Raw genomic sequence first — 20,448 nt, 5'->3', positions numbered from 1 at the left:
CATGCCGAATGCCGGCGTGAGAAAGTTGTCATCCGTGCTTCATTTCTCCAAGACGAAGATCTGGATCATCTCGGCCATCTGTGCGCTGGGTGTCCTCTTCACGCTGCCCAACTTCATCCCCGCGGGTATTCTCCCGGGATGGATGGCTCAGCAACGCGTCAACCTTGGCCTCGACCTCCAGGGCGGCTCCTACCTGCTGCTCGAAGTCGACATGGACACCGTGGTGCGCGAGCGCCTGGAAAGCGCGCTCGACAGCACCCGAACGGCGCTGCGCACCGCCGATATCCGTTACGCCGACCTGGCGGTACGTGACCGGTCCGTCACATTCACCCTGCCCGACGCCGGGCAGGCCGAGGCGGCGCGCGCCGCGCTCGCCGACCTGCTGGTAGCCGGGCCGGGCGCGCCGCAGCGGGATTTCACCTTCTCCTCCGAAGGGGGGCGTGTCCGCCTGGACTTCACAGACGCCGCGGTCAGCGACCGGGCGGCACGGGCCGTCGAGCAGTCCATCGAGATCGTTCGCCGACGGATCGACGAGACCGGCGTCAACGAACCGGTGATCGCCCGCCAGGGGACCAACCGCATCCTTGTCCAACTGCCGGGCGTGACCGACCCCGACCGGGTGAAGCGCCTGCTCGGCCAGACCGCCAAGATGACTTTTCACCTGCTGGGCGACCAGACCGTGGCGCCGGGCACACCCGCCCCCGCCGGAACCCAGTGGCTTCCCTCGGTCGATCCTGCGTCCCGCGGGCAGCAGTACCTGGTGCGCCGCAAGGTCGAGGTGGACGGTGCCAGCCTGCTGGATGCCCGTCCCGGCAACGACCAGCGCAGCGGAAGCTGGGTGGTCAATTTCGAGTTCGACGGTCCGGGTGCCCGCCGTTTCGGCGAGATCACCAAGCAGAACGTGGGCCGCCCCTTCGCCATCGTGCTCGACGGCAAGGTCATCAGCGCACCGGTCATCCGCGAGCCGATCACCGGCGGTCGCGGTCAGATCAGCGGCAACTTCACCACCCAGGGTGCCAACGACCTCGCCGTGCTGCTGCGCGCCGGCGCGCTGCCGGCTCCCTTGACGATCATCGAGGAACGGACGATCGGGCCTGACCTGGGCGCCGACTCGATCCGCGCCGGCATCATCGCCTGCCTCGTCGGCTTCGTGCTGGTCGTCGGCTACATGGTGATGTCCTACGGGCTGTTCGGGGTGTTCGCCAACATCGCCCTGATCTTCAACCTGTTCCTCACCGTGGCGGCATTGTCGCTCCTCCAGGCGACGCTGACGCTTCCGGGCATCGCCGGCATCCTGCTGACGCTGGGCATGTCCGTCGACGCCAATATCCTGATCAACGAGCGTATCCGGGAGGAAACCAGGCGAGGCCGTTCGGCTTTCGCGGCGATGGAGACCGGCTTCTCCCGCGCTTTCGCGACCATCACGGACAGCAACCTGACGACGCTGATCAAGATGGTGCTGCTTTATGCGGTCGGCACCGGGACGATCCGCGGCTTCGCCGTCACGATCAGCCTGGGCATCATCACGTCGATGTTCACCGCCACGGTCGTGACGCGCCTGCTGATGGTCACCTGGCTGAAGCGGAACCGGCCCAAGGTGCTTCCGATCGCCACGCGGTTCCGGCTGGCGCCCGACGATACGAAGATCCCGTTCATGCGGGGCAAGCGGATGGGCCTCATCCTGTCCGTGCTGTTGAGCCTCGCCTCGATCGGCCTGTTCTTCAAGCCCGGGCTGAATTACGGCGTCGACTTCGCGGGCGGCATCGTGATCGAGGTCCGGACGGAGCAGCCAGCCGACTTCCCCGAGCTTCGCGAAAGCCTCGCCCAGCTCAACCTGGGTCCCGTCCAACTCCAGCAGTTCGGCCAACCCACCGACGTGCTGATCCGCTTCGAGCGGCAACCCGGCAACGAGGCGGCCCAGCAGCAGGCGGTCAGGGCTGTCCAGGACAAGCTCATCTCGGAGTTCCCGGGGACCACCATCCGGCGCGTCGAATCCGTGGGGGCGTCGGTCAGCGGCGAACTGTTCCAGCAGGGCATGCTGGCGCTCGGCTTGGCCGCCGTCGCGATGCTGATCTACATCTGGTTCCGATTCGAATGGCAGTTCGGCGTCGGCGCCGTGGTCACCATGCTGCTCGACGTGACGAAGACCATCGGCTTCTTCGCCCTGACCGGCATGCAGTTCAACCTGACGGCCATCGCGGCGATCCTGACCATCATGGGCTACTCGATCAACGACAAGGTCGTCGTCTATGACCGCGTCCGGGAGAACCTGAGATTGTATCGCAAGATGCCCCTGGGCGAGCTTATCGACCGGAGCATCAACGAGACGCTGAGCCGGACCATCGGCACCTCGGTCGCCCTTTTCCTGGCGACCCTTCCGCTGGCCCTGTTCGGCGGCGAGGCGCTCCAGGAGTTCGCGCTGGTGCTGCTGTTCGGCGTGGTGCTGGCGACGTCGTCGTCGATCTTCATCGCGGCGCCGATCCTGCTGTATCTGGGCGAGCACCGGCTTCGCCGGGGCACGGCCGAGGCCACCCCCGACCTCGTCGGAGGAACTCCCACCACGCCGTGATCCTGGAGCGTTGTTCCCGCTCGCCTGTTTCATCGGTTCCACCGGCATGGGGCCGGGAACAGCGGGCGGGAGACCGACATGAGCGGCGACAAGACGAAAGACGAGACCTCCGGGACGGCTGTCCCGGGACCGGACTCCGGCCTCCGGACACCTCCTTCAGGCATCGAGCGCAACCAGCGCGAAACCGCGAAGGTTCTGCGCGACGCGGACACCGAGGTCTCGGACAAAAGACGGCCGGACGACTGAGGAGGCTCGGACCGGCCTTGGTCGAAGAGTGCTCCGGGAGCGCGCCCTGCTGAGTCAGGCGCCTTCCCGGAGGCCGGCCATGGCTCGAACAAGGAAAAGCGGACATCATGGAAGACGTTGGGCTGTGGTCGCAGATGATCGCCCTCGGGCAGGTAATCGCGATCGACCTTGTGCTGGCCGGCGACAATGCGATCGTTGTCGGCATGGCTGCCGCCGGGGTTCCGATAGAACAGCGGCGGAAAGTCATCTTCTACGGAATCGGCGCGGCCATCGGGCTGCGCATCTTCTTCGCCCTGATCACGACCCAGCTTCTCGCGATCATCGGCCTGACCCTGGCCGGCGGCGTGCTGCTGCTGTGGGTCTGCTGGAAGATGTTCCGCGAACTGCGCGAGCAGGGCAAGGACGAGGTGGCTCCGGACGAGGCGCTGGAAGCGGGTGCTCCTGCGCCCGGGCATACCAAGACCTTCGGCGCGGCGATCTGGCAGATCGTGGTCGCGGACGTCTCCATGTCTCTCGACAACGTTCTGGCGGTGGCCGGCGCCGCCAAGGAGCATCCGACGATCCTGGTGATCGGGCTGCTGCTGTCCGTCGCCTTGATGGGCGCCGCCGCCAACATGATCGCCCATGTCCTGCACCGGTATCGCTGGATCGGCTGGATTGGGCTGGCGATCATCACCTACGTGGCGCTCGACATGATCTATCGAGGCAGCCAGGAAGTCGCGCACCATACCTCATGGCTTCTGTAGGCGAGGCATCAGGCCCTGGACCGCGTGGCTCTGCCCGGCATCGGCAGGCCGCGCGCGGCCATGCCGGCCGCCATGGCCGCGACGAACAGCCAAGTAGCCGGATCGCCGTATGAAAGCGCGGCCAGGGCCGGCCCGGGGCAATAGCCGACAAGTCCCCATCCGGCACCGAACAGCACTGCGCCGAGGGCCAGCGAGCCATCCGGCGCAGTCTTCGTCGGCGCGGAGAAGCTGCCGCCGCAGACCGGCTGCCGGCATCTGCGGGACGCCCTGAAACCGATCATCGCGACCGGAATGGCGGCGGCCATCACGAAGGCAAGGCTCGGGTCCCAGTTACCCGCGACGTCGAGGAAGGCGAGCACCTTCGTCGGATCGATCATCCCGGAAACGACCAGTCCGGAGCCGAAGAGCAGGCCGGAAAGCAGTGCCACGATCATCATGGGCATGGTTTCACGCTCCCAGCAGGTGGCGGGCGACGAATACGACCGCTGCCCCGCTCGCCATGAACAGAACGGTCGCTATCAGCGAACGCGGGGAAAGGCGTGCCAGCCCGCAGACACCATGGCCGCTGGTGCAGCCGCTGCCCAGCCTGGTGCCGTAGCCGACGAGCAATCCGGCGGTGATCAGCAGCATCGGAGAGGTCTGGAGGGAGGGAGGGCGGTCGATCCCGGCCACGGCCCAGAGCAGCAGGGGCGCTGCCAGCAGCCCCGCCAGGAAACAGAGCCGCCAGCCGATATCGCTGCCCCGCGCAGTCGCTAGGCCGCCGACGATACCGCTGACGCCCATGATGCGCCCGGCCCCGTACCACAGCAGGGCAGCGGCGGCGCCGATCAGCGCGCCGCCCGCTGCCGATGAATATGGCGTGAACCCGTCCATTCCGAGTGCCTCACCCTTTAAATTAGCATTGACTTATATAATGCGGCAGCCCTAGCGTCGCAACTGCATTCTTTTCCATATCCGAGGGATCCCCCATGTCCGGAAGCTGGACGAACACTACGATCGACCTGTCGGCCGCCATCAAGGAACTGCGCGGCGGCGCTCCCGCGGTGATGCAGAGCTTCTCGGCGCTGGCGCAGGCCGCCTTGAAGGCCGACGCGCTGGATACCAAGACGAAGGAGCTGATCGCGCTCGCGATCGCGGTCGCCACCCGGTGCGACGGCTGCGTCGCCTTCCATGCCGAAGCCGCCGTGAAGCAGGGAGCCACCCGACAGGAAGTGCTGGAGACGATGGGCATGGCCGTCTACATGGGCGCGGGTCCCAGCGTCATGTATGCTGCCCAGGCATTGGAGGCCTATGACGAGTTCCGTGACGTCAAGGCCCGCAACGGGTGACCTGAGCCGGGAGTCCCCATCGGAAATGAGCATGGCGATCGATTGGCTGGGATCGTTTCCCGCCTTGCGGCACCTGGACGACGCGGCCCGCGACATCCTTGCCCGGCAGGCGGAACTGGTCACCCTGAAAGCCGGGACGGTGCTGTTCCGGCCGGGCGATCTCTGCACGAACTTCCTGATCGTCCTGGAAGGCTCGGTGCGCGTCCACCTGCTGTCCGAACTGGGACGCGAAATCGTGCTTTACCGGGTCGGACCCGGATCGACCTGTGTCCTGACCACGTCCTGCCTGATCGGGAGCGAGTGCTACAGCGCGGAAGGCGTGACCGAAGCGGCGGTTTCGGCGGTGGCGCTGCCCAAGGCTGCGTTCGATATGCTGATCACCCGATCCGGCGTTTTCCGTGACTTCGTGTTCAGGAGCTTCGGGGCCAGGCTGACCGACCTGATGAAGCTGGTCAGCGAGGTGGCGTTCGGCAGGATCGAGTGCCGGCTGGCAGAGGCACTGGTCAAGCACGCGCCCGGGGGCGGCGTCGTTCCCCTCACCCACCAAGCCCTGGCGACCGAGCTCGGCACCGCCCGCGAGGTCGTCAGCAGGCAACTCAAGGACTTCGAGCACCGGGGGCTGGTCGGGCTGGGACGCGGTCGGCTGGAGGTGCTGGACCCCGGCGGCCTGCGGTATCTTGCCACGGCGCCCCCCGGCTGAGGCCCAATGTGACTTAGTCACTGAGCCAAGCGGCGCACCGCGCGATGCTTGCGGCACGGCCCCAAGATGGAAAGGAAACGTGCCATGTCGCTGCCAAAGAATATGGGAATGATCGACCGCGCCCTGCGGATCGTCGCCGGCCTCGTGCTGATCTCGCTGGTCTTCGTAGGTCCCCAGACCCCGTGGGGCTGGATCGGTCTGGTCCCGCTGCTGACCGCCTTCGTCGGCTTCTGCCCGGCATACACCCTGCTGGGCATCCGCACCTGCCCGCTGAAGCACAGCTGACAGGCGGGACGGGCAACTACGCCGGAGCGATCCGGCGCAGTTGCCGGCCGATCACGTCCAGGAACGCGTCGGAGCCCGGCCAGCTTGTGATCCGCCCGAGCTGCTTGCGTCCATGGAACAGGAAGAAGACCGGAATGCCGTGGACGCCGAAACGGGTCGCCATGTCGAAGTCGTCGTAGACATTGTCATGGAACCATCGAACGTCCGGCGACTGGAAGCGCTCCGGCGCCGACATCATCGCCCGCTTCGCGATGTCGCAATTGGGGCAGTTGCGCCCCCACAGGAACAGCACCGTCAGCGCTTCGGGCGCCTGTTCGGACAGCGCCGCGTCCAGATCGGCGCTGCCGACCCGGCGCATCGGGAACAGGGTGAAGAACTCCGACAGTCCGGCTCCGGCCAAGGCGCTATTCCCCGGCGGGGGGATTGGTCACGGTCTGGATGACTTCGAAGCCCTCGAACTCGGGATGGCCCAGGTACAGCGGCTTGTTTCCGCCGGCTCCCCTGTGGGCGTCCCGGAAGGCTTCCGACCGGGTCCAGCCCAGGAAGTGCTCCTCCGACTGCCAGACAGTGTGGGAGCTGTAGAGCCGGTGATCGTCGCGCTGCGGACCACGAAGCATGTGAAACTCGACGAATCCGGGAACCTTGTGCAGGTGGCTCTCCCGGTTCAGCCAGACCGCCTCGAAATCGGCTTCCGCGCCGGGTACCACCTTGAAGCGGTTCATCGCGATGAACATTCCGCTGCTCCTCCTGCCATGCCCCGCGACGGTTCCCGCCGCGGCTCGTTCGGTCCCAGACATGTCGCACCGGCGGGCCTTCTGGCAAGTGGCAATGCGCGGGAGACCGCTCACTCCGCCGGCGCGGCTTGCCCAGCCTCCAGATCGTCCTCCGCCACCTGGCCGCGCTTGCCCGTCATCAGGGTGTACATGGTGGGAACGACGAACAGGGTCAGCAGCGTGCCGAGCGACATGCCGCCGACGATCACCCAGCCGATCTGCTGGCGGCTCTCGGCCCCCGCACCGGTCGCCAGGGCCAGAGGAAGGGCGCCCAGCACCATGGCCCCCGTGGTCATAAGGATCGGGCGCAGGCGCAGCACGGCGGCCTCGATCACGGCGTCCAGCTTCTCCCTGCCTTCGTCCTGGAGCTGGTTCGCGAACTCGACGATCAGGATGCCGTGCTTGGTGATCAGCCCGACCAGGGTCACCAGGCCGATCTGGCTGTAGACGTTCAGCGTGCCGCCGCTCAGGTACAGCGCCAGCAGCGCGCCGGTCATCGACAGCGGGACCGTCAGCATGATCACGAAGGGATCGACGAAGCTCTCGAACTGGGCCGCCAGCACCAGGTAGATGAAGCCCAGGGCCAGCACGAAGACGAACAGCAGGCTGGAGCCGGCGTCGCGGAACTCGCGGCTCTGGCCGGCATAATCGACCTGGACGCCCTGCGGCAGGACTTCCTCCGCCGCCTGCTCCATGAAGGCCAGCGCCTCGCCGAGCGACACGCCCGGAGCCGGGCTGGCGCTGATCGTCGCGGAACGGAGCTGGTTGAAACGGTTGAGCTCCTTCGGCGCGACCACCTCCCTCACCTCGACCAGGTTGGAGAGCTGGATCATCGCGCCGTCGCCGCCCCGGACATAGATCTGGCTGAGGTTGCCCGGCGTGGCGCGATCGGACTCGCCGAGTTGGACATAGACGTCGTACTGCTCGCCGTTGCGTTCGAACCGGGTGACCTGACGGCCGCCCAGAAGGCTTTCCAGCGTCCGGGAGACCACGTCGACCTGTATTCCGGCGTCGGCGATCTTGTCCCGGTTGACGACGACGTCGAGTTGCGGCTTGTTCAGCTTCAGGTCGCTGTCGACGTTGATCAGGCCGGGATACTCCGCGATCCTGTCGAGCATGCGGCTGACATAGCCGTCCAGTTCGGCATAGGTGCCGGAGGTCTGGATCACGAACTCGACCGGCTTGCTGCCCCCGCGCTGCCCGAGCGACGGCGGGTTGAGCGCGAACACGCTGATGCCGGCGATCCTGGACAGCTTCGGCTGAAGCTCGGCCACGATGTCCTGCTGCTTGCGCTCGCGCTCGTCCCAGTCCTTCAGGCGGGCAAACGACAGGGTGCGGGTGACTTCCGGCACGCCGGAGATCACGATGTAGCTCTGGATCTCGGGGACCCCGGCATAGACCTGTTCGAGTTCCCGGCCGTAGCGGGCATTGAAGTCGATGGTGGATCCTTCGGGAGCCACGCCCAGGCCCTGGATCACGCCCCGGTCCTCGACCGGCGCGGTTTCCGACTTCAGGGACAGGAACAGCACGACGCTTCCCCCCGCGACGCCCAGCGCCAGCAGCACGACGAGCGGCCGTGCCCGCAGGCTGGCCCGGAGCAGCCGGTCGTATCCGTTGCCGAGCGCCACGAAGAACCGCTCCAGCGCGTTGTAGAACCGCCCGTGGCTCTCGTGCGCTTTCAGCAGCTTGGAGCACATCATCGGCGTCAGGGTCAGCGCCACGAAGCCCGATACCAGGACGGCGCCGGCCAGGGTCAGCGCGAACTCCAGGAACAGCCGCCCGGTGCGGCCCGGCGCGAAGGCGACAGGGGCGTAGACGGCGGCCAGGGTCAGGGTCATGGCGACCACGGCGAAGCCGATCTCCCGCGTGCCGACCAGGGCCGCCTGCATCGGCTTCTTTCCCATCTCGATGTGGCGGTAGACGTTCTCCAGCACGACGATGGCGTCGTCCACCACGAGACCGATCGCCAGCACCATGGCAAGCAGCGTCAGCGTGTTGATCGTGAAGCCGGCCGCGTACATCAGCGCGAAGGTGGTGATCAGCGAAACCGGAATGGTGACGACGGGAATGATCGTGGCCCTCGCGGTCCGCAGGAAGAACAGGATCACCAGCACGACCAGTACGACGGCTTCCAGGATCGTGTGGAACACGGCCTGGATCGAGCGGTCGATGAAGACCGCGCTGTCGTTGACGATCTCGCCCCGCATGCCTTCCGGCAGATCTTCCAGAACCAGGGGAAGGGTCTTCTTCACCGCCTCCGAGACGTCGAGCGGATTGGCCGTGGCCTGCTTGATGATGCCGATCGCGATCGAGTTCCGGCCGTTGGATCGGCTGACCCGGCGCTCGTCGGCGGCGCCCAGTTCCACCCTCGCGATGTCGCGTACGCGGATCGGAAAGCCGTCGGCCAGCTTGACCACGATGTCTCCGAACTGTTCCGGCTCCACGAGGCCCGTGCGCGACAGTACGGTGAACTCCCGGTCGGTGCTCTCGACCCGGCCGGCCGGGACCTCAATGTTCTGCCCGCGAAGCGCTGCTTCCACGTCCTGGACGGTCAGGTCGTATCCCGCCAGCCGGGCGCGGTCGATCCACAGGCGCATGGCATAGCGGCGCTCGCCCAGGATCTGGACGTCGGCGACGCCGGGCAGGTTCTTGAACCGGTCGACGATGAAACGGTCGATATAGTCGGTGATCTCCAGCCCTGACAGGCGGTCGCTGGTGAACGGCATCACGATGATCGGCTGGGCGTCGGCCTCCACCTTGGAGATGATCGGCTCGTCGATCTCGTCCGGCAGGCGGCCGCGGACCCGGCCGACCCGGTCGCGCACGTCGCTCGCCGCGACGTCCGGATCGACGTTCTGACGGAAGCGCACGGTGATCCGGCTGCTCTCCGGCCTGCTGACGGAGGACAGCACGTCGATGCCCTCGATGCCGGCGATCGAGCCCTCCAGCACCTGGGTGACCTGGGTCTCGATGATCTCGGCCGAGGCGCCGAGATAGGTCGTGTTGACCGAGACGACCGGCTCGTCGATGTTGGGATATTCCCGCACGCTCAGCCGGTCGTAGCTGACGACGCCGAGCAGGATCAGGATCAGGCTCATCACCGTCGCGAAGACCGGACGGCGGATGCAGATGTCGGAAATCCGCATGGCTTCAGACGCCCGGCGCGCGGTTGACCACCTCGACCGAGGCGCCGGGACGGACCCGCTGCTGTCCCCCGGTCACCACCGTGTCGCCGGGAGACAACCCCTCGACGATCTCGACCTCGCCGGCGCGGCGCTGGCCCAGCTTGACCTCGGTCCGGACCGCCTTGCCGTCCACGATCCTGAAGACGTAGCGGCCGTTCCCTTCCGGCACGACCGCCGACTCCGGGATCAGGATGGCGTTGTCTCGGCTGGAAGCGGCGATGCCGACGCGGGCGAACAGCCCGGGCCGAAGCACCTGGTCGGAGTTGTCGACCTCCGCCCGGATCTTCAGCGCCCGCCCGTTCACGTCGAGCTGCGGGTCGAGCGCGTAGATTTCCCCCTCGAAGGAGCGGCTGGGCAGCGCGTCGGTCCGCAAGGTGATCTTCTGCCCGACCCGTATGCTGGACAGAAGCGTCTCCGGCACTCGGAAGTCGACCTTGAGCGGGTCGATCGACTGGAGCGTGACCAGGGTGTCGCCGCGGCTGACGAACTCCCCTTTGCTGACGGCGCGGAGGCCGAGAATGCCGTCGAACGGCGCCCGAAGCACCGTCTTGTCCAGCTGGGTCTGGGCCAGCTGCACCGACGCCCTGGCCGACTGGAGAGCGGCGAAAGCCTCGTCGCGCGTGCGTTGGGTGCCCGAGCGTTGCCGCAGCAACGTGTCGGCCCTCTCGAAATTCGCCTCCGCCAGGACCAACTCGGCGCGGGACTTGGCCAGTTCCGCCTTCAGGATGGCGTCATCCAGGCGCGCCAGTACCTGGCCGGCCGGGACGGGCGTACCCTCGCGGAACAGGATCTCCGCCAGGGTCCCCTCGATCTCGGGCGCCAGGGAAACGAACTCCGCCGGCTCCAGGGTACCGACCGCGTCGATCATGGTCGTGACACGGTCCACCTTGACCGGTGCGACCTCGACGGCCGGAGCCGGCGCCGGTCGCCTGCCCTGCTGCTGTCCCTGGGCGCGGGCGCCGTCGGAGTGCCAATAGCCCGCGCCGGCAACCGCCACGCCGACGGCAAGCGCGGCCGCCATGAGACCAGCCATCTTCATCGAAGGATCAACCTCTGTCATCAACAGTCGAATGGGCTACACGCCGTTCCCGTCGCGAGCAACGCCACCATTAGACGGAACGTTGATGACTGGAGTATGTCTGACAAGCGCCGCAATGTAACAAACTGTTACGAGGACGCAAAAAAGTACCCGGACAGTCTGGCGGCGGTCCGGGGCGGGAAGTCTCGGTTGCGTTTGCTGGAGGTTACTGGATGTCCGCTAGGGCTTTACGACCACCCCCCAGGGCGCGCGGCCGACCGGGATCGACTTGATGACCCTGCTGTTCTCGACATCGATGACGCTGATGTCGCTGCTGACGCCATTGGTGGAATAGAGACGCTTTTCGTCGGGCGACAGCGCGAGGTTCCAGACGCGCTGGCCGACCAGATGGTACTTGCGCACCTCGTAGGTCGCGGGATCGACCTCCGCCACGCGGTTGCTGGGCCCCAGGGCGACGAAGGCGCGCTTCATGTCCTTCGTGATCTGGATGCCGACCGGCTGGATGGCCTCCTTCGACACGCCGCTGACGGCGAACTCGATCTTCTTGACCGGCTGGCGGGTCGCGGAGTCGATCACGCTGACGGTACCGCCGATCTCGGCCGAAACCCATACATTCTTGCCGTCGGAGGTGAACTCGGCCACTCGGGGACGGCTGTCCACCAGCACGTTCGCGACGATCTCCTTCGTGGAGGTGTCGATGAAATGGGCCATGTTGGTGGTCTCGGACGTATTGACCAGCAACTTGCCGTCCGGGCTGATGCCCATCCCCTCCGGCTCGACGCCGACCTGGATCTCGGCCAGGATCTTACGTTCCTTCGTGTCCACGACGGAGACCATGTTGTCGTCCTCGTTCGCGACGTACAGCACGTTCTCGGTCGGGTGGTGGACGAACAGTTCCGGATCCGGGCCGGACGGCAGGCGGTTGACGACCTTGTTGGTGGACAGGTCGATCACGTCGATCCGGTTCTCGTCACCGATACAGACGTAAAGCTGCGTCATGTCGTGGTTGAAGGTGATCCCCCGCGGCCGGCGACCGACGCGGATCGTTTCCGTGACGGTCAGCGTATCGCCGTCCACGACCGAAATGGTGTTATCCTTTTCGTTCGAGACGTAGATCGTGTCGGCGGCGGCCGGCAAGGCCGAGGCGATCGCCAGGACGCTGCCAAGCAAAATACGCTTCAATGTGTCAATGGGAACCACCATGTGACGTTTCCTCATGTTTATCGCTCTTCTTTTCCGGGCATAGTTTCATAAGACATGTGATACTGCGCAACAGTTTTCTTTTCGAACAATCTGTATTCTTGTTTCGGAACTCCCGGATTTCCTCTTCTTCCCGGGCGAACTTGCCGAAATTTCCCGGTTGTCCCTTCGGGACCCGGGTCAGGGCGTCACGCGATGCTCGACGGCGATGCGAATCAGATCCCTTACGCTGCGGGCGCCAAGCTTGGTCTTGATGGCGGTGCAGGTATTGCTGACCGTCTTGTAGCTGACGCCCAGGCGATCGGCGATGTCGGCTATGGCACTTCCCTGCCCCAGTTCCGCAAGGACGCGGAGTTCCCGGGCCGTCAATCCCTGCAAGGAGCTGCGGTTCGGTGCGAAGTTCATCACGGCGACCTCCCGCGCCATGTCGCGGCTCAGATAGATGCCGCCGGCCAGCACCGTCTCGACCGCGGCGACCAGTTCCTCGGGGGCGTCGTTCTTGGTGACGTAGCCACGGGCCCCCGCCTCCAGCGCGCGCGCCGCGAATACGGGGTCGTCATGCATGCTGAAGACCAGGACGCGGATATCGGGAACTGCCCGGCGCAACCGGTCCAACAACTCCAGTCCGCCCATGTCCGGCAGCCCCAGGTCGAGGACGACCGCGTCGGGCGGCTCGCCCTCGCAGAGTTCCAGCGCCCGGCTTCCGTTATCGGCTTCCATGATCTCGTAGGGACCGGCGGACGCCAGAAGCCGGCGGCAGCCGGTCCGGACCACGGGATGGTCGTCCACCAGCAGCAATCTCTCAGGCGTTGCGGCGGGCGCTGCTGTCATCCTCTATCTCCTCTGACGCCGGGTCGCAGCCCGGGACGAACGGGATCCTTCCCTGGACCGTTACGCCGCCCCCGGGTGGCGACAGGATGGCGATGGAACCGCCCAGCGCCCTCACTTGGTCGGACATCGCGTGAATGCCGATCCCGGCCCGGCCGTCGGAAGCGATCCCCCGGCCATCGTCCTGAACGCTGAACCCGACCGCGGCACCGGCGTCCGGTTCCGGCGCGCAACCGATCTCGACCTCCACCCGGGTGGCTCCGGCGTGTCGGGCCGCGTTCATCAGGCTCTCCTGGACGACCCGATAGAGGGTCACCGAGGCGGTGTCGTCAAGTCGGTCGATGGTGCGGGCAACGTCGGCTGGCAGGCGAAGGCGCCAGTCGATACCCGGCATGTTGACGTGCCAGCGCTTGACAGTCTCGGCGAGCACGGACGAGAGCGGCAGATGCTCCAGTGCCATGGGCCGCAACCGGTCGAGCAGACGCCGGCTCATGCGCTGAACCGTATCGGCGAGTTCCAGCACGGCGTCGCACCTTTCCGTGACGGCGCTGCCGGGACCGTCGGGCAGCGTCCGCGCGACCTGCGCCAGCGACCGGGTCTCGACCCGGATGCCGAAAAGGCATGGCCCCAGTTCGTCGTGGATCTCGCCCGCGATCTGGCGCCGCTCCGCTTCCTGCACCTCGATCAGCTTGCGGCCGAGTTCGCGGTTCCTGTCCTCCGCCCGGCGCAGTTCCTGTGCCAGGGTATTGATCGTGTCTCCGATGCGCCGGAGCTCGTGGACACGGATCGGCTCCAGGCGAACCTGGTACTCGTGGCGCCCCAGACGCTCCAGGGCGCCGGACAGCTGCGTCAGCGGCCGCAAGGCCCTGTCTATGGCGATCCAGGAAAGGATGATCGCCGCGGCCGACACCGCCGCCAGGATCAGCGCCAGGTTGGACAGGTCGGCCCAGACCTCGGCGATCTCGTCCTCCGGCGCCGCGACGACGAGGACGCGCGCGGGCGCGCCGTCGGACAGGCGCATCCTGATCTCCTGCTGACGATGGTCGGGACCGATCAGACGGTAGAACCAGTCCGGAACCCGGGTAGCCACGAGCGCCGGCAGGGCGGTCGCGGCTCCGTCGGCGGCGATCGCGATCCGGACATGCCTGAGCGGAAGCATCGCCAGCGCGGAACTGATGGCGTCCGCCGCCGATCTGGGATCGGGTGCTCCCGCCAACGTCCGGATCACCAGCGTCGTCGCCAGTTCCATTCCCGCTTCCACTTCGGTCTCGACCGCGGTCCGGGCGTTGACCACGACCGCGACGCCGGCGACCAGCACCGCCAAGGCAAGCACGGAGGAGAACAGCAGGACGAAGCGGAACTTGAACGACACGGTGGGATCTCCCGAGGCACCGGACCGCTGGCGGAAGCCGGCCCGCAATACGGTCCGGGGGCGCGGACAGGATGCCCGCGCCCCCGGTGATCACATTGCCTCAGCCCCGACGAGGGGGGAAGGGTCAGAGCTCCTCGTCGCCCCCGAAGAAATCGCCGCCGTCGTCGGCAGCAAAGTCTTCCGGAACCTGCTCCTCGACCGCGCCGACGGCGTCCTCCGCCATCGCCTCGCCCGACGAGAACATGCTGCCGAGCGCGTTGCCGATCAGCATGCCGCCGGCGACGCCCATGGCCGTCTGCATGGCGCCCGCCATGAAGCCGCCGCCCTGGCGCTGCTGGTACTGCGGGTTGGCATAGGCCGCCACCCGCGGGTCACCGGGAGGGACCGCCTGCCGCTGGCTTCCCCACGGCGAGTTGGACGGCGGCGCCGGCTGGCGCTGCTGCGAACCGCCGCCGAACAGGCTGCCGAAGAGCCCGCCGCCGCCCGACGCGGGGCGCGACTGCAGTTCCTGCTCCAGCTCCTGGATGCGGGCCTGGGAAGCTGCCAGGGCCTGCTCCTGGATGACGATCGCTTGCGCCATCAGGTAAGGGGCCGCCGGCTGCCGGGTCACCTGCTCGCGGATGAAGCTCTCCGCCTGGCCGTCGCGCGGCCCGGACTGGGCCTCGGCCTGGCGCAGCTTGCCGAAGAGTTCCTCGATGATCTGGCGTTCGTTCTGGTCCATGGTTGTCCCGCTGAGATTGTTATGGGTCTGATGGCGATGGGGCGAAGGACAAGGCTTCCGCCCGCTTACTCCTCGCGCTGCCCGGTGAGCTGGAGCAGCATCTGGAAGAGGTTGATGAAGTTCAGGTAAAGGCTGAGGGCGCCCATCACGGCCAGCTTGGTGTTGGTGTCATGGCCGTAATGCTCGGCGTAGCTCTCCTTGATGTTCTGGGTGTCATAGGCGGTCAGGCCGGTGAAGACCACGACGCCGATCACCGAAATGGCGAACTGCAGCGCGCTCGACCCCAGGAAGATGTTGACGATGCTGGCGATCACGATGCCGATCAGACCCATGATGAGGAACGAGCCCATCCTGGACAGGTCGGTCTTGGTCGTGTAGCCCCACAGGCTGGTCGCCGCGAACATCGCGGAGGTGATGAAGAAGACGCGGGCGACGCTGGCCCCGGTGAAGACCAGGAAGATCGACGCCATCGATACGCCCATGACGGCGCAGAACGCCCAGAACGTCATCTGGAGCGCCGACGAGGACATCCGGTCGAAGCGCCAGGACAGCACGAAGATGAAGGCGAGCGGGGCCAGCATCACCACCCATTTCAGCGGCGTGGTGAAGATCGGCACGTAGAGCGCAGGCGTGCTCGCGACGAAGGCGGCGATCAGGCCGGTGATGGCCAGACCGAGCACCATGAAATTGTAGACCCGCAGCATATGCTTGCGCAGGCCCTCGTCGAAGGCGCCCTGGTCGACGGCACGGCCGAACGCGCCCGGTTGGTTGGGCGGCTGCCGGTTTGGATACTGGTTGAACATGGTTGCTCCCTGATCCTGGTTGTCTCAACAGGTTGATCGATGCTTGGTCACAGGCCCTAAATCACCGGCTGATCCGGACGGCCAGCGTCAGCAGGTCGTCCCGGTCCCCCGAACCGCCCAGCACATAGGCGAACCACCCCGACTGCCAATAGGCGATGGTCACGCCGTCGACCTCCTCGGCATAAGGCTGCTCGATGCTGAAGCTGTCGGTCTCGACCGCGAAGAGGGTCAGCGAATCCCCGGACGGGTTATGGAACAGAACCTGGACCGCATTGCCGTGGTCCCAGGGGACGAGGTGCGAGGCGACCGGCGTGAAGGTCCTGGGAAGGTGCGGCAGCGGAATCGCCGGATTGCCGCCCGTGGCAAGGTCCGCGATCCGCTCCGGTGCCGCGGCGGTTCGGGTGAAAAGGGCGTTGCGCTCCTCCACCAGGATCGTCCGGTGGGCTTCCACCGCCTCGTCGGCGTAGACGGGCATGATGTGCGCCGCCGACGCGGGGTCCGCGCCGAAGCCGCCGAAGGTCGCGTGGGCGAGCCAGCCCGTGGCGAGCAAAAATGACGCGGCGATGGCGCGACGGCTGCGATGGAGCACCTTGCGCAGGGACAGACGGCGGCCGAGGCGCTCGGCGGGAAGGATCGCCCGGTCCACGCCGGTGACGGTCGCGGCTTCGGTCAGGGCCAGCCGCAATTCATCGCGTCGGCACAGGTCGTCCATGACCTGCGCGGCGAGATGGGGATGCCGCGACAGGTATTCCTCGACCTCGATGCGGCGCCCCGCGTCGAGCTGGTCGTCGACATAGGCCATCAGGTCGAATTCGGAGATCGGTTCGGTCATGGCTCACCTCACCAGGCGCAGGGCGGGTCTGTTCGCGGCCGGCGCGTCGGAGGGGGACGTCGCGGGGCTGCCTCGCAGGGCCTCGCGGGCACGGGCCAGCCGCGACATCACGGTGCCGACCGGAATGTCCAGCAGCTCCGCCGCATCCTTGTAACTGAAGTTTTCGACGGCGATCAGCACCATCACCTCGCGCTGGTCGTCCGGCAGGCGCATCAACGACGCGATGGTCTCGCTGAAATGGACCTGGGTGAACTGGGATGCCGGGACGGCCTCCGACGCGAGGGACGCGATCTGGCCGGCGACCTCGCCCTCGAGCACGCGCCGCCGGACGGCCGAAACATGCGTATTGTGCATGATGCCGAACAGCCACTTGCGCAGATCCCGGCGCGGATCCCACGATCCGGCGCCCTCGATCGCGCGCGCAAGGGTTTCCTGGACCAGATCGTCGGACTGGTCGCTGTTGCCGGTCAGCGCCAGGGCGTATCGGCGGAGCGGCAGGATATGGTCTTTGAGCAGCGGGTGCATGGCCATCTTCTCGTTCCGCACATATTCGCGCGGCCGGCCGATTTATTCCCGGAGCTTCCACCATCCGGGAAAATTTCTTTTTGCCGGGCGTCCCCCGCGTCCGGCAACGATACAGCCTTTGATTATCCCATATGGGACCTTAGATTGAGGCCATGACACACATCGACGACCGCAGGCTCGATCGCCGTTTCGAGCGACTGGAGCGGCAACTGCCTGCGACTGCCGCGCGCGTCCTGCGCTGGCTGCGCGATCCCCGGTCCACTTGGGTGAGGATTCCCGTGGGAGTGCTGCTGGTGATCGGCGGCCTCTTCAGCTTCCTGCCGATCCTCGGGATCTGGATGCTGCCCCTGGGCCTGCTGCTGCTGGCCCAGGACATACCCGTCCTGAAGCGCCCGACCAGCAGCGCGATGATCCGCCTGGAACGCCGCTGGGTGGAGTGGCGCCGCCGGCGGGCGGCGAGGAGCCAGTAAGGCCCGGTCAACGAAAAAGGGGAGCGCCAGCGTTGCGGCACTCCCCTTTCCGGGTCTTCCCGGGACTCATCCGAGCCATAGGCCGACATTCATCATCGCCAAGCCGAACACGGCCCTCAGCAGGATGGCCGTCTCGAGCGGGGAGCCGGTCATGCCGTGTCTCCTCAAGCGGCCAGCCGGCGGCGGACATACTTGATGCGGCCGGCCTGGAAGTCTTCGAGATCGCCGCGGCAGACCCCGATGTCCGCCAGATCTTCGTCGGTCATGTTGAGCAGCTTGTTGAGATCGGAGTGGCGTACCAGGGTGCCTCCCTGCTGCCGGCGCGCGATCGACGGGATGCCGTCACGGTCGATGCCGATGTCGCTCAAGGCACGGTCGCTGAGGCGGTCCAGCTGGGCCCTTGTCTGGTAAACGGTCCAGTACCGGTACAGGAACGAGGAAATCCTGGCAAAGATGCTGCGATCCTCGGGCCGCTTCGCGGTCTCGGGACTGGAGCCGAGGAAGCCGGAAATGGTCGGCTGGATCATCTCGTTGGAATTGGTGGTGTAGGCGGTCATGAGTCGCTCCCAATGAAAACAGTACGGGTAGCGCTTCTCTCCCTGCTTCGATTCTTCGGTTCGAATGCTTGTTCGGTTCGGGTTGGGCCGCCTGGGCGGCCGGAAGTTCCAGCCCTTCAGTTACCGATGTTGCCCCGCAGCGCCCCGACGCTGTTCAGGCCGCCGGTGTTGATACGGAGGCCATGGCGGCCTTCCAGCGCGGCGGCAGCCCAGGAAAGATTGCCGCCGGTGACATCGATATCCTGGCGGTCGCGGGGGGAGAGCGAGTCCAGCTCGGCCTGCAGGCGACGCTGCTCCAGGCGTGCTTCGGCCCGGTGGAACCATCCGGCGACGGTATTCGCCAGCATCCGGCGGGCAGCGTGGAAGAACCCGACGTGGGTGTGCTGAGTGACGTTCATGCTCGACATAGTGCCGTTCCTTTTGACTGGCGGACGGCGCCTCTCTCCCGGATATCCGTAACTTGCTCTTCTTCGATTGGCTTTGGCGGCGTGAGGCTCAGTGGCTCTCACGCAGGATGCCGAATGTGCCGGCGGCCTTCTCGCCACCCTGGCTGTTGGCGGCCTTCGCGGGCGTCAGGCTGGTTTCGGCGGCGTCGTAGGCGATCCGCACGATGTCGCCGCGATAGAGGCCCATGTCCTTGAGTTCGGCATCGGACAGCTGCGACAGTTCCGAATAGGTGGACCGGAACGCGCGGTACTGGCTCCAGATCTGGCCGATATGCTTGAAGAGGTTCATAACTCGATCTCCGACGTTGACTGGCGCCGGCGAGGTCGATCGAGCCCCGCGATGGCCAGGAGTAGATTGCAAGCCGCATCCTTGTGGCGCGTCTTCCCTCCCCGGCTGGGCGTGGCTCTTGGTCGGCCCGATGCTTAGTAAGGTATGTTTGCCCCGACAGCCTCGCCAACGCATATGCTGCATGGCAGCATTGAATGGGGGGATGAAACAAATGACGCAGTGAAAACGGAGCGTTAACCAGTATATGGCTGATGCTGCAGCGCAGCATTTCCGGTCCGGGAGCGGAGCGCTCGATCCGGCGGCGAGGCTCGGCGGGGCGCTCCGCGGGCGTGGCCGTTGCGGCCACGATCCGGGCCTGCGATCCGGCCGTTTGACGGAACCGTCAGGACACCTATAGGTTCATTGCGAAGAATCACGAAGAATACCAAACGGGAGTCACAGATGCCCTCAGCAAAGCCACCGCTCGCGCTGGTCTCGATACTCGCGGCCGACCGGGTCGGCCTGGTCTCCGCCATCGCCGGCCGTCTCTACGACCTCGGCATCAACCTGCGGGACACGACTTTCGCGGCGATGGGCCAGGGCGCCGAGTTCAGCGCCGTCTGCGAGCTTCCGGGCGACCTCGGGACCGCCGAACTGGAGCGCGAGCTGAGCGCCCTTCCCGAACTGGCGGAGGCCAGGGTGGAGGTGACCGACTACGAGTATGAAGCGACGCCGGGTCCCGGAACGCTCGTGACCCACATCATCGAGCTGAGCGGCGGCGACCAGCTGGGGCTGATCGCCCGGCTGGCGGAGGTCTTCCGGGAGTACGGCGCGAACATCGTCCGTCTCGAGGCGCAGACGGTCCCGGGTTCCGGCGGGGACCGCTACATGACGCGGTTCGGAGTCGCCATTCCGCCGGCCCGGGCCGAAATCTGCCTTTCGGCAGTGGCCAACACGGCCGGCAGCCTTAGGCTTGATTGCAGCGTCGAGGAGGCGTGATCCCCCGGGACACCCCACCGCGACGGTGCAATCACGACAGGATGACGGCATGGCGAGCACTGCGAAACGGACCGACCCCGAGCTTTGGGAGAAGGTGAAGCAGGAGGTGACCGCCGGCGAGAAGGGCGGTCACGCCGGCCAGTGGTCGGCCCGCAAGGCCCAGTTCGCCGTGCAGGAGTACAAGCGGCGCGGCGGCGGCTACGAGGGCGGCAAGAAGAAGGACAACAGCCTTCGCCAGTGGACCGAGGAGGACTGGGGAACGCGGTCGGGCGGGAAGAGCACCGAGACCGGGGAACGCTACCTCCCGAAGGAGGCGCGCGACACCCTGAGCCAGGAGGAGTATCGACGCACGACCGCGAAGAAGCGCAAGGACATGCGCGAGGGCAGGCAGTATTCGGGACAGCCGCCCGACGTCGCCGGGAAGACGGCGAAGCATCGCGGCACAGGCGATGCGAAATAGCGTCCCTGCATCGGTCCAGCCTTCCGCGACCTCTTTTCAAGCGGCTTCCCCCTGCCTGTAGCCCTTGGCAGGCACAATATGATCATGACCGATCGG

Annotated in this window: 25 protein-coding genes; 9 read left to right on the top strand and 16 right to left on the bottom strand. The window is 66.4% G+C overall.

Going from position 1 to position 20,448, the window contains the following annotated elements; all coding sequences use genetic code 11:
* The first annotated feature begins 34 nt into the window (after positions 1-34).
* From secD to JL101_RS11175, 3 genes are all read left to right on the top strand, one after another.
* Positions 35-2,569, top strand: a complete 2,535-nt coding sequence (secD, locus tag JL101_RS11185; protein WP_203096009.1) for a protein translocase subunit SecD — start codon at positions 35-37, stop codon at positions 2,567-2,569.
* A 78-nt stretch (positions 2,570-2,647) separates the two neighbouring features.
* On the top strand, positions 2,648-2,815 hold the full coding sequence (locus JL101_RS11180; protein ID WP_203095131.1) for a hypothetical protein: 168 nt from the start codon (positions 2,648-2,650) through the stop codon (positions 2,813-2,815).
* A gap of 107 nt (positions 2,816-2,922) precedes the next feature.
* Positions 2,923-3,561: a TerC family protein gene (locus JL101_RS11175; RefSeq protein ID WP_203095130.1), complete on the top strand. Its 639-nt coding sequence runs from the start codon at positions 2,923-2,925 to the stop codon at positions 3,559-3,561.
* Between the two features lie 8 nt (positions 3,562-3,569).
* Here JL101_RS11175 and JL101_RS11170 read toward each other — a convergent pair whose 3' ends face one another.
* Together JL101_RS11170 and JL101_RS11165 are read right to left on the bottom strand one after the other, a co-directional pair.
* On the bottom strand, positions 3,570-4,004 hold the full coding sequence (locus JL101_RS11170; protein ID WP_203095129.1) for a DUF6691 family protein: 435 nt from the start codon (positions 4,002-4,004) through the stop codon (positions 3,570-3,572).
* Between the two features lie 4 nt (positions 4,005-4,008).
* Complete coding sequence (locus JL101_RS11165) at positions 4,009-4,434, bottom strand: YeeE/YedE family protein (protein ID WP_203095128.1); 426 nt, start codon at positions 4,432-4,434, stop codon at positions 4,009-4,011.
* Positions 4,435-4,529: 95 nt separating this feature from the next.
* On the opposite strand from JL101_RS11165, the gene JL101_RS11160 reads away from it, so the two are divergent.
* From JL101_RS11160 to JL101_RS11150, 3 genes are all read left to right on the top strand, one after another.
* Positions 4,530-4,889, top strand: a complete 360-nt coding sequence (locus JL101_RS11160) for a carboxymuconolactone decarboxylase family protein (protein WP_201080555.1) — start codon at positions 4,530-4,532, stop codon at positions 4,887-4,889.
* A gap of 31 nt (positions 4,890-4,920) precedes the next feature.
* On the top strand, positions 4,921-5,589 hold the full coding sequence (locus JL101_RS11155; protein ID WP_203095127.1) for a Crp/Fnr family transcriptional regulator: 669 nt from the start codon (positions 4,921-4,923) through the stop codon (positions 5,587-5,589).
* An 84-nt stretch (positions 5,590-5,673) separates the two neighbouring features.
* The gene (locus tag JL101_RS11150) at positions 5,674-5,874 is read left to right on the top strand and encodes a YgaP family membrane protein (RefSeq protein WP_407697425.1); all 201 of its coding nucleotides are present in this window, start codon (positions 5,674-5,676) and stop codon (positions 5,872-5,874) included.
* A 16-nt stretch (positions 5,875-5,890) separates the two neighbouring features.
* On the opposite strand, the gene JL101_RS11145 is transcribed toward JL101_RS11150, so the two are convergent.
* The 11 genes from JL101_RS11145 to JL101_RS11095 form a co-directional block, all read right to left on the bottom strand.
* Positions 5,891-6,274 carry a thioredoxin family protein gene (locus JL101_RS11145; protein ID WP_228435405.1) on the bottom strand — a complete coding sequence of 128 codons (384 nt, stop codon included), beginning with the start codon at positions 6,272-6,274 and terminating at the stop codon, positions 5,891-5,893.
* A 4-nt stretch (positions 6,275-6,278) separates the two neighbouring features.
* Positions 6,279-6,608, bottom strand: coding sequence for an antibiotic biosynthesis monooxygenase family protein (locus JL101_RS11140; RefSeq protein WP_203095126.1), 330 nt, complete (start codon positions 6,606-6,608; stop codon positions 6,279-6,281).
* A 110-nt stretch (positions 6,609-6,718) separates the two neighbouring features.
* Entirely contained in the window at positions 6,719-9,793 is a 3,075-nt protein-coding gene (locus JL101_RS11135) for an efflux RND transporter permease subunit (protein ID WP_203095125.1), read from the bottom strand.
* Between the two features lie 4 nt (positions 9,794-9,797).
* Positions 9,798-10,871: an efflux RND transporter periplasmic adaptor subunit gene (locus JL101_RS11130; RefSeq protein WP_203095124.1), complete on the bottom strand. Its 1,074-nt coding sequence runs from the start codon at positions 10,869-10,871 to the stop codon at positions 9,798-9,800.
* Positions 10,872-11,090: 219 nt separating this feature from the next.
* Positions 11,091-12,074, bottom strand: a complete 984-nt coding sequence (locus tag JL101_RS11125; protein WP_203095123.1) for a PQQ-dependent catabolism-associated beta-propeller protein — start codon at positions 12,072-12,074, stop codon at positions 11,091-11,093.
* A 177-nt stretch (positions 12,075-12,251) separates the two neighbouring features.
* The gene (locus JL101_RS11120; RefSeq protein WP_203095122.1) at positions 12,252-12,902 is read right to left on the bottom strand and encodes a response regulator transcription factor; all 651 of its coding nucleotides are present in this window, start codon (positions 12,900-12,902) and stop codon (positions 12,252-12,254) included.
* Positions 12,874-14,271 (bottom strand): histidine kinase, encoded by a 1,398-nt coding sequence (locus tag JL101_RS11115; RefSeq protein WP_203095121.1) that lies wholly within the window; start codon positions 14,269-14,271, stop codon positions 12,874-12,876. Before JL101_RS11115 ends, JL101_RS11120 begins: the two co-directional genes overlap by 29 nt.
* 124 nt (positions 14,272-14,395) lie before the next feature.
* Positions 14,396-14,992: a DUF2076 domain-containing protein gene (locus tag JL101_RS11110; RefSeq protein ID WP_203095120.1), complete on the bottom strand. Its 597-nt coding sequence runs from the start codon at positions 14,990-14,992 to the stop codon at positions 14,396-14,398.
* A 65-nt stretch (positions 14,993-15,057) separates the two neighbouring features.
* Positions 15,058-15,795 (bottom strand): Bax inhibitor-1/YccA family protein, encoded by a 738-nt coding sequence (locus tag JL101_RS11105; RefSeq protein WP_203095119.1) that lies wholly within the window; start codon positions 15,793-15,795, stop codon positions 15,058-15,060.
* A 61-nt stretch (positions 15,796-15,856) separates the two neighbouring features.
* Entirely contained in the window at positions 15,857-16,627 is a 771-nt protein-coding gene (locus tag JL101_RS11100) for an anti-sigma factor family protein (protein ID WP_203095118.1), read from the bottom strand.
* A gap of 3 nt (positions 16,628-16,630) precedes the next feature.
* A complete protein-coding gene (locus JL101_RS11095; RefSeq protein WP_203095117.1) occupies positions 16,631-17,158 on the bottom strand; it encodes a sigma-70 family RNA polymerase sigma factor in 528 nt (175 codons plus the stop codon).
* 146 nt (positions 17,159-17,304) lie between these two features.
* Between JL101_RS11095 and JL101_RS11090 the strand changes: the two genes are divergently transcribed.
* Positions 17,305-17,622, top strand: coding sequence for a hypothetical protein (locus JL101_RS11090; RefSeq protein WP_203095116.1), 318 nt, complete (start codon positions 17,305-17,307; stop codon positions 17,620-17,622).
* 164 nt (positions 17,623-17,786) lie between these two features.
* Here JL101_RS11090 and JL101_RS11085 read toward each other — a convergent pair whose 3' ends face one another.
* From JL101_RS11085 to JL101_RS11075, 3 genes are all read right to left on the bottom strand, one after another.
* Positions 17,787-18,179, bottom strand: a complete 393-nt coding sequence (locus JL101_RS11085; RefSeq protein WP_203096003.1) for a DUF1127 domain-containing protein — start codon at positions 18,177-18,179, stop codon at positions 17,787-17,789.
* Between the two features lie 116 nt (positions 18,180-18,295).
* Entirely contained in the window at positions 18,296-18,586 is a 291-nt protein-coding gene (locus JL101_RS11080; protein ID WP_203095115.1) for a hypothetical protein, read from the bottom strand.
* A gap of 88 nt (positions 18,587-18,674) precedes the next feature.
* Positions 18,675-18,914 (bottom strand): DUF1127 domain-containing protein, encoded by a 240-nt coding sequence (locus tag JL101_RS11075; protein ID WP_203095114.1) that lies wholly within the window; start codon positions 18,912-18,914, stop codon positions 18,675-18,677.
* A gap of 441 nt (positions 18,915-19,355) precedes the next feature.
* On the opposite strand from JL101_RS11075, the gene JL101_RS11070 reads away from it, so the two are divergent.
* Entirely contained in the window at positions 19,356-19,892 is a 537-nt protein-coding gene (locus JL101_RS11070; RefSeq protein WP_203095113.1) for a glycine cleavage system protein R, read from the top strand.
* A gap of 49 nt (positions 19,893-19,941) precedes the next feature.
* On the top strand, positions 19,942-20,352 hold the full coding sequence (locus JL101_RS11065) for a DUF5872 domain-containing protein (RefSeq protein ID WP_203095112.1): 411 nt from the start codon (positions 19,942-19,944) through the stop codon (positions 20,350-20,352).
* The last annotated feature ends 96 nt before the right edge of the window (positions 20,353-20,448 follow it).

Source organism: Skermanella rosea (assembly GCF_016806835.2).
In the GTDB taxonomy this organism is placed as follows: Bacteria; Pseudomonadota; Alphaproteobacteria; order Azospirillales; family Azospirillaceae; genus Skermanella; species Skermanella rosea.
The sequence above is the reverse complement of the archived record's forward strand: the minus strand, read 5'-3'. Positions and strand labels throughout refer to the sequence as shown.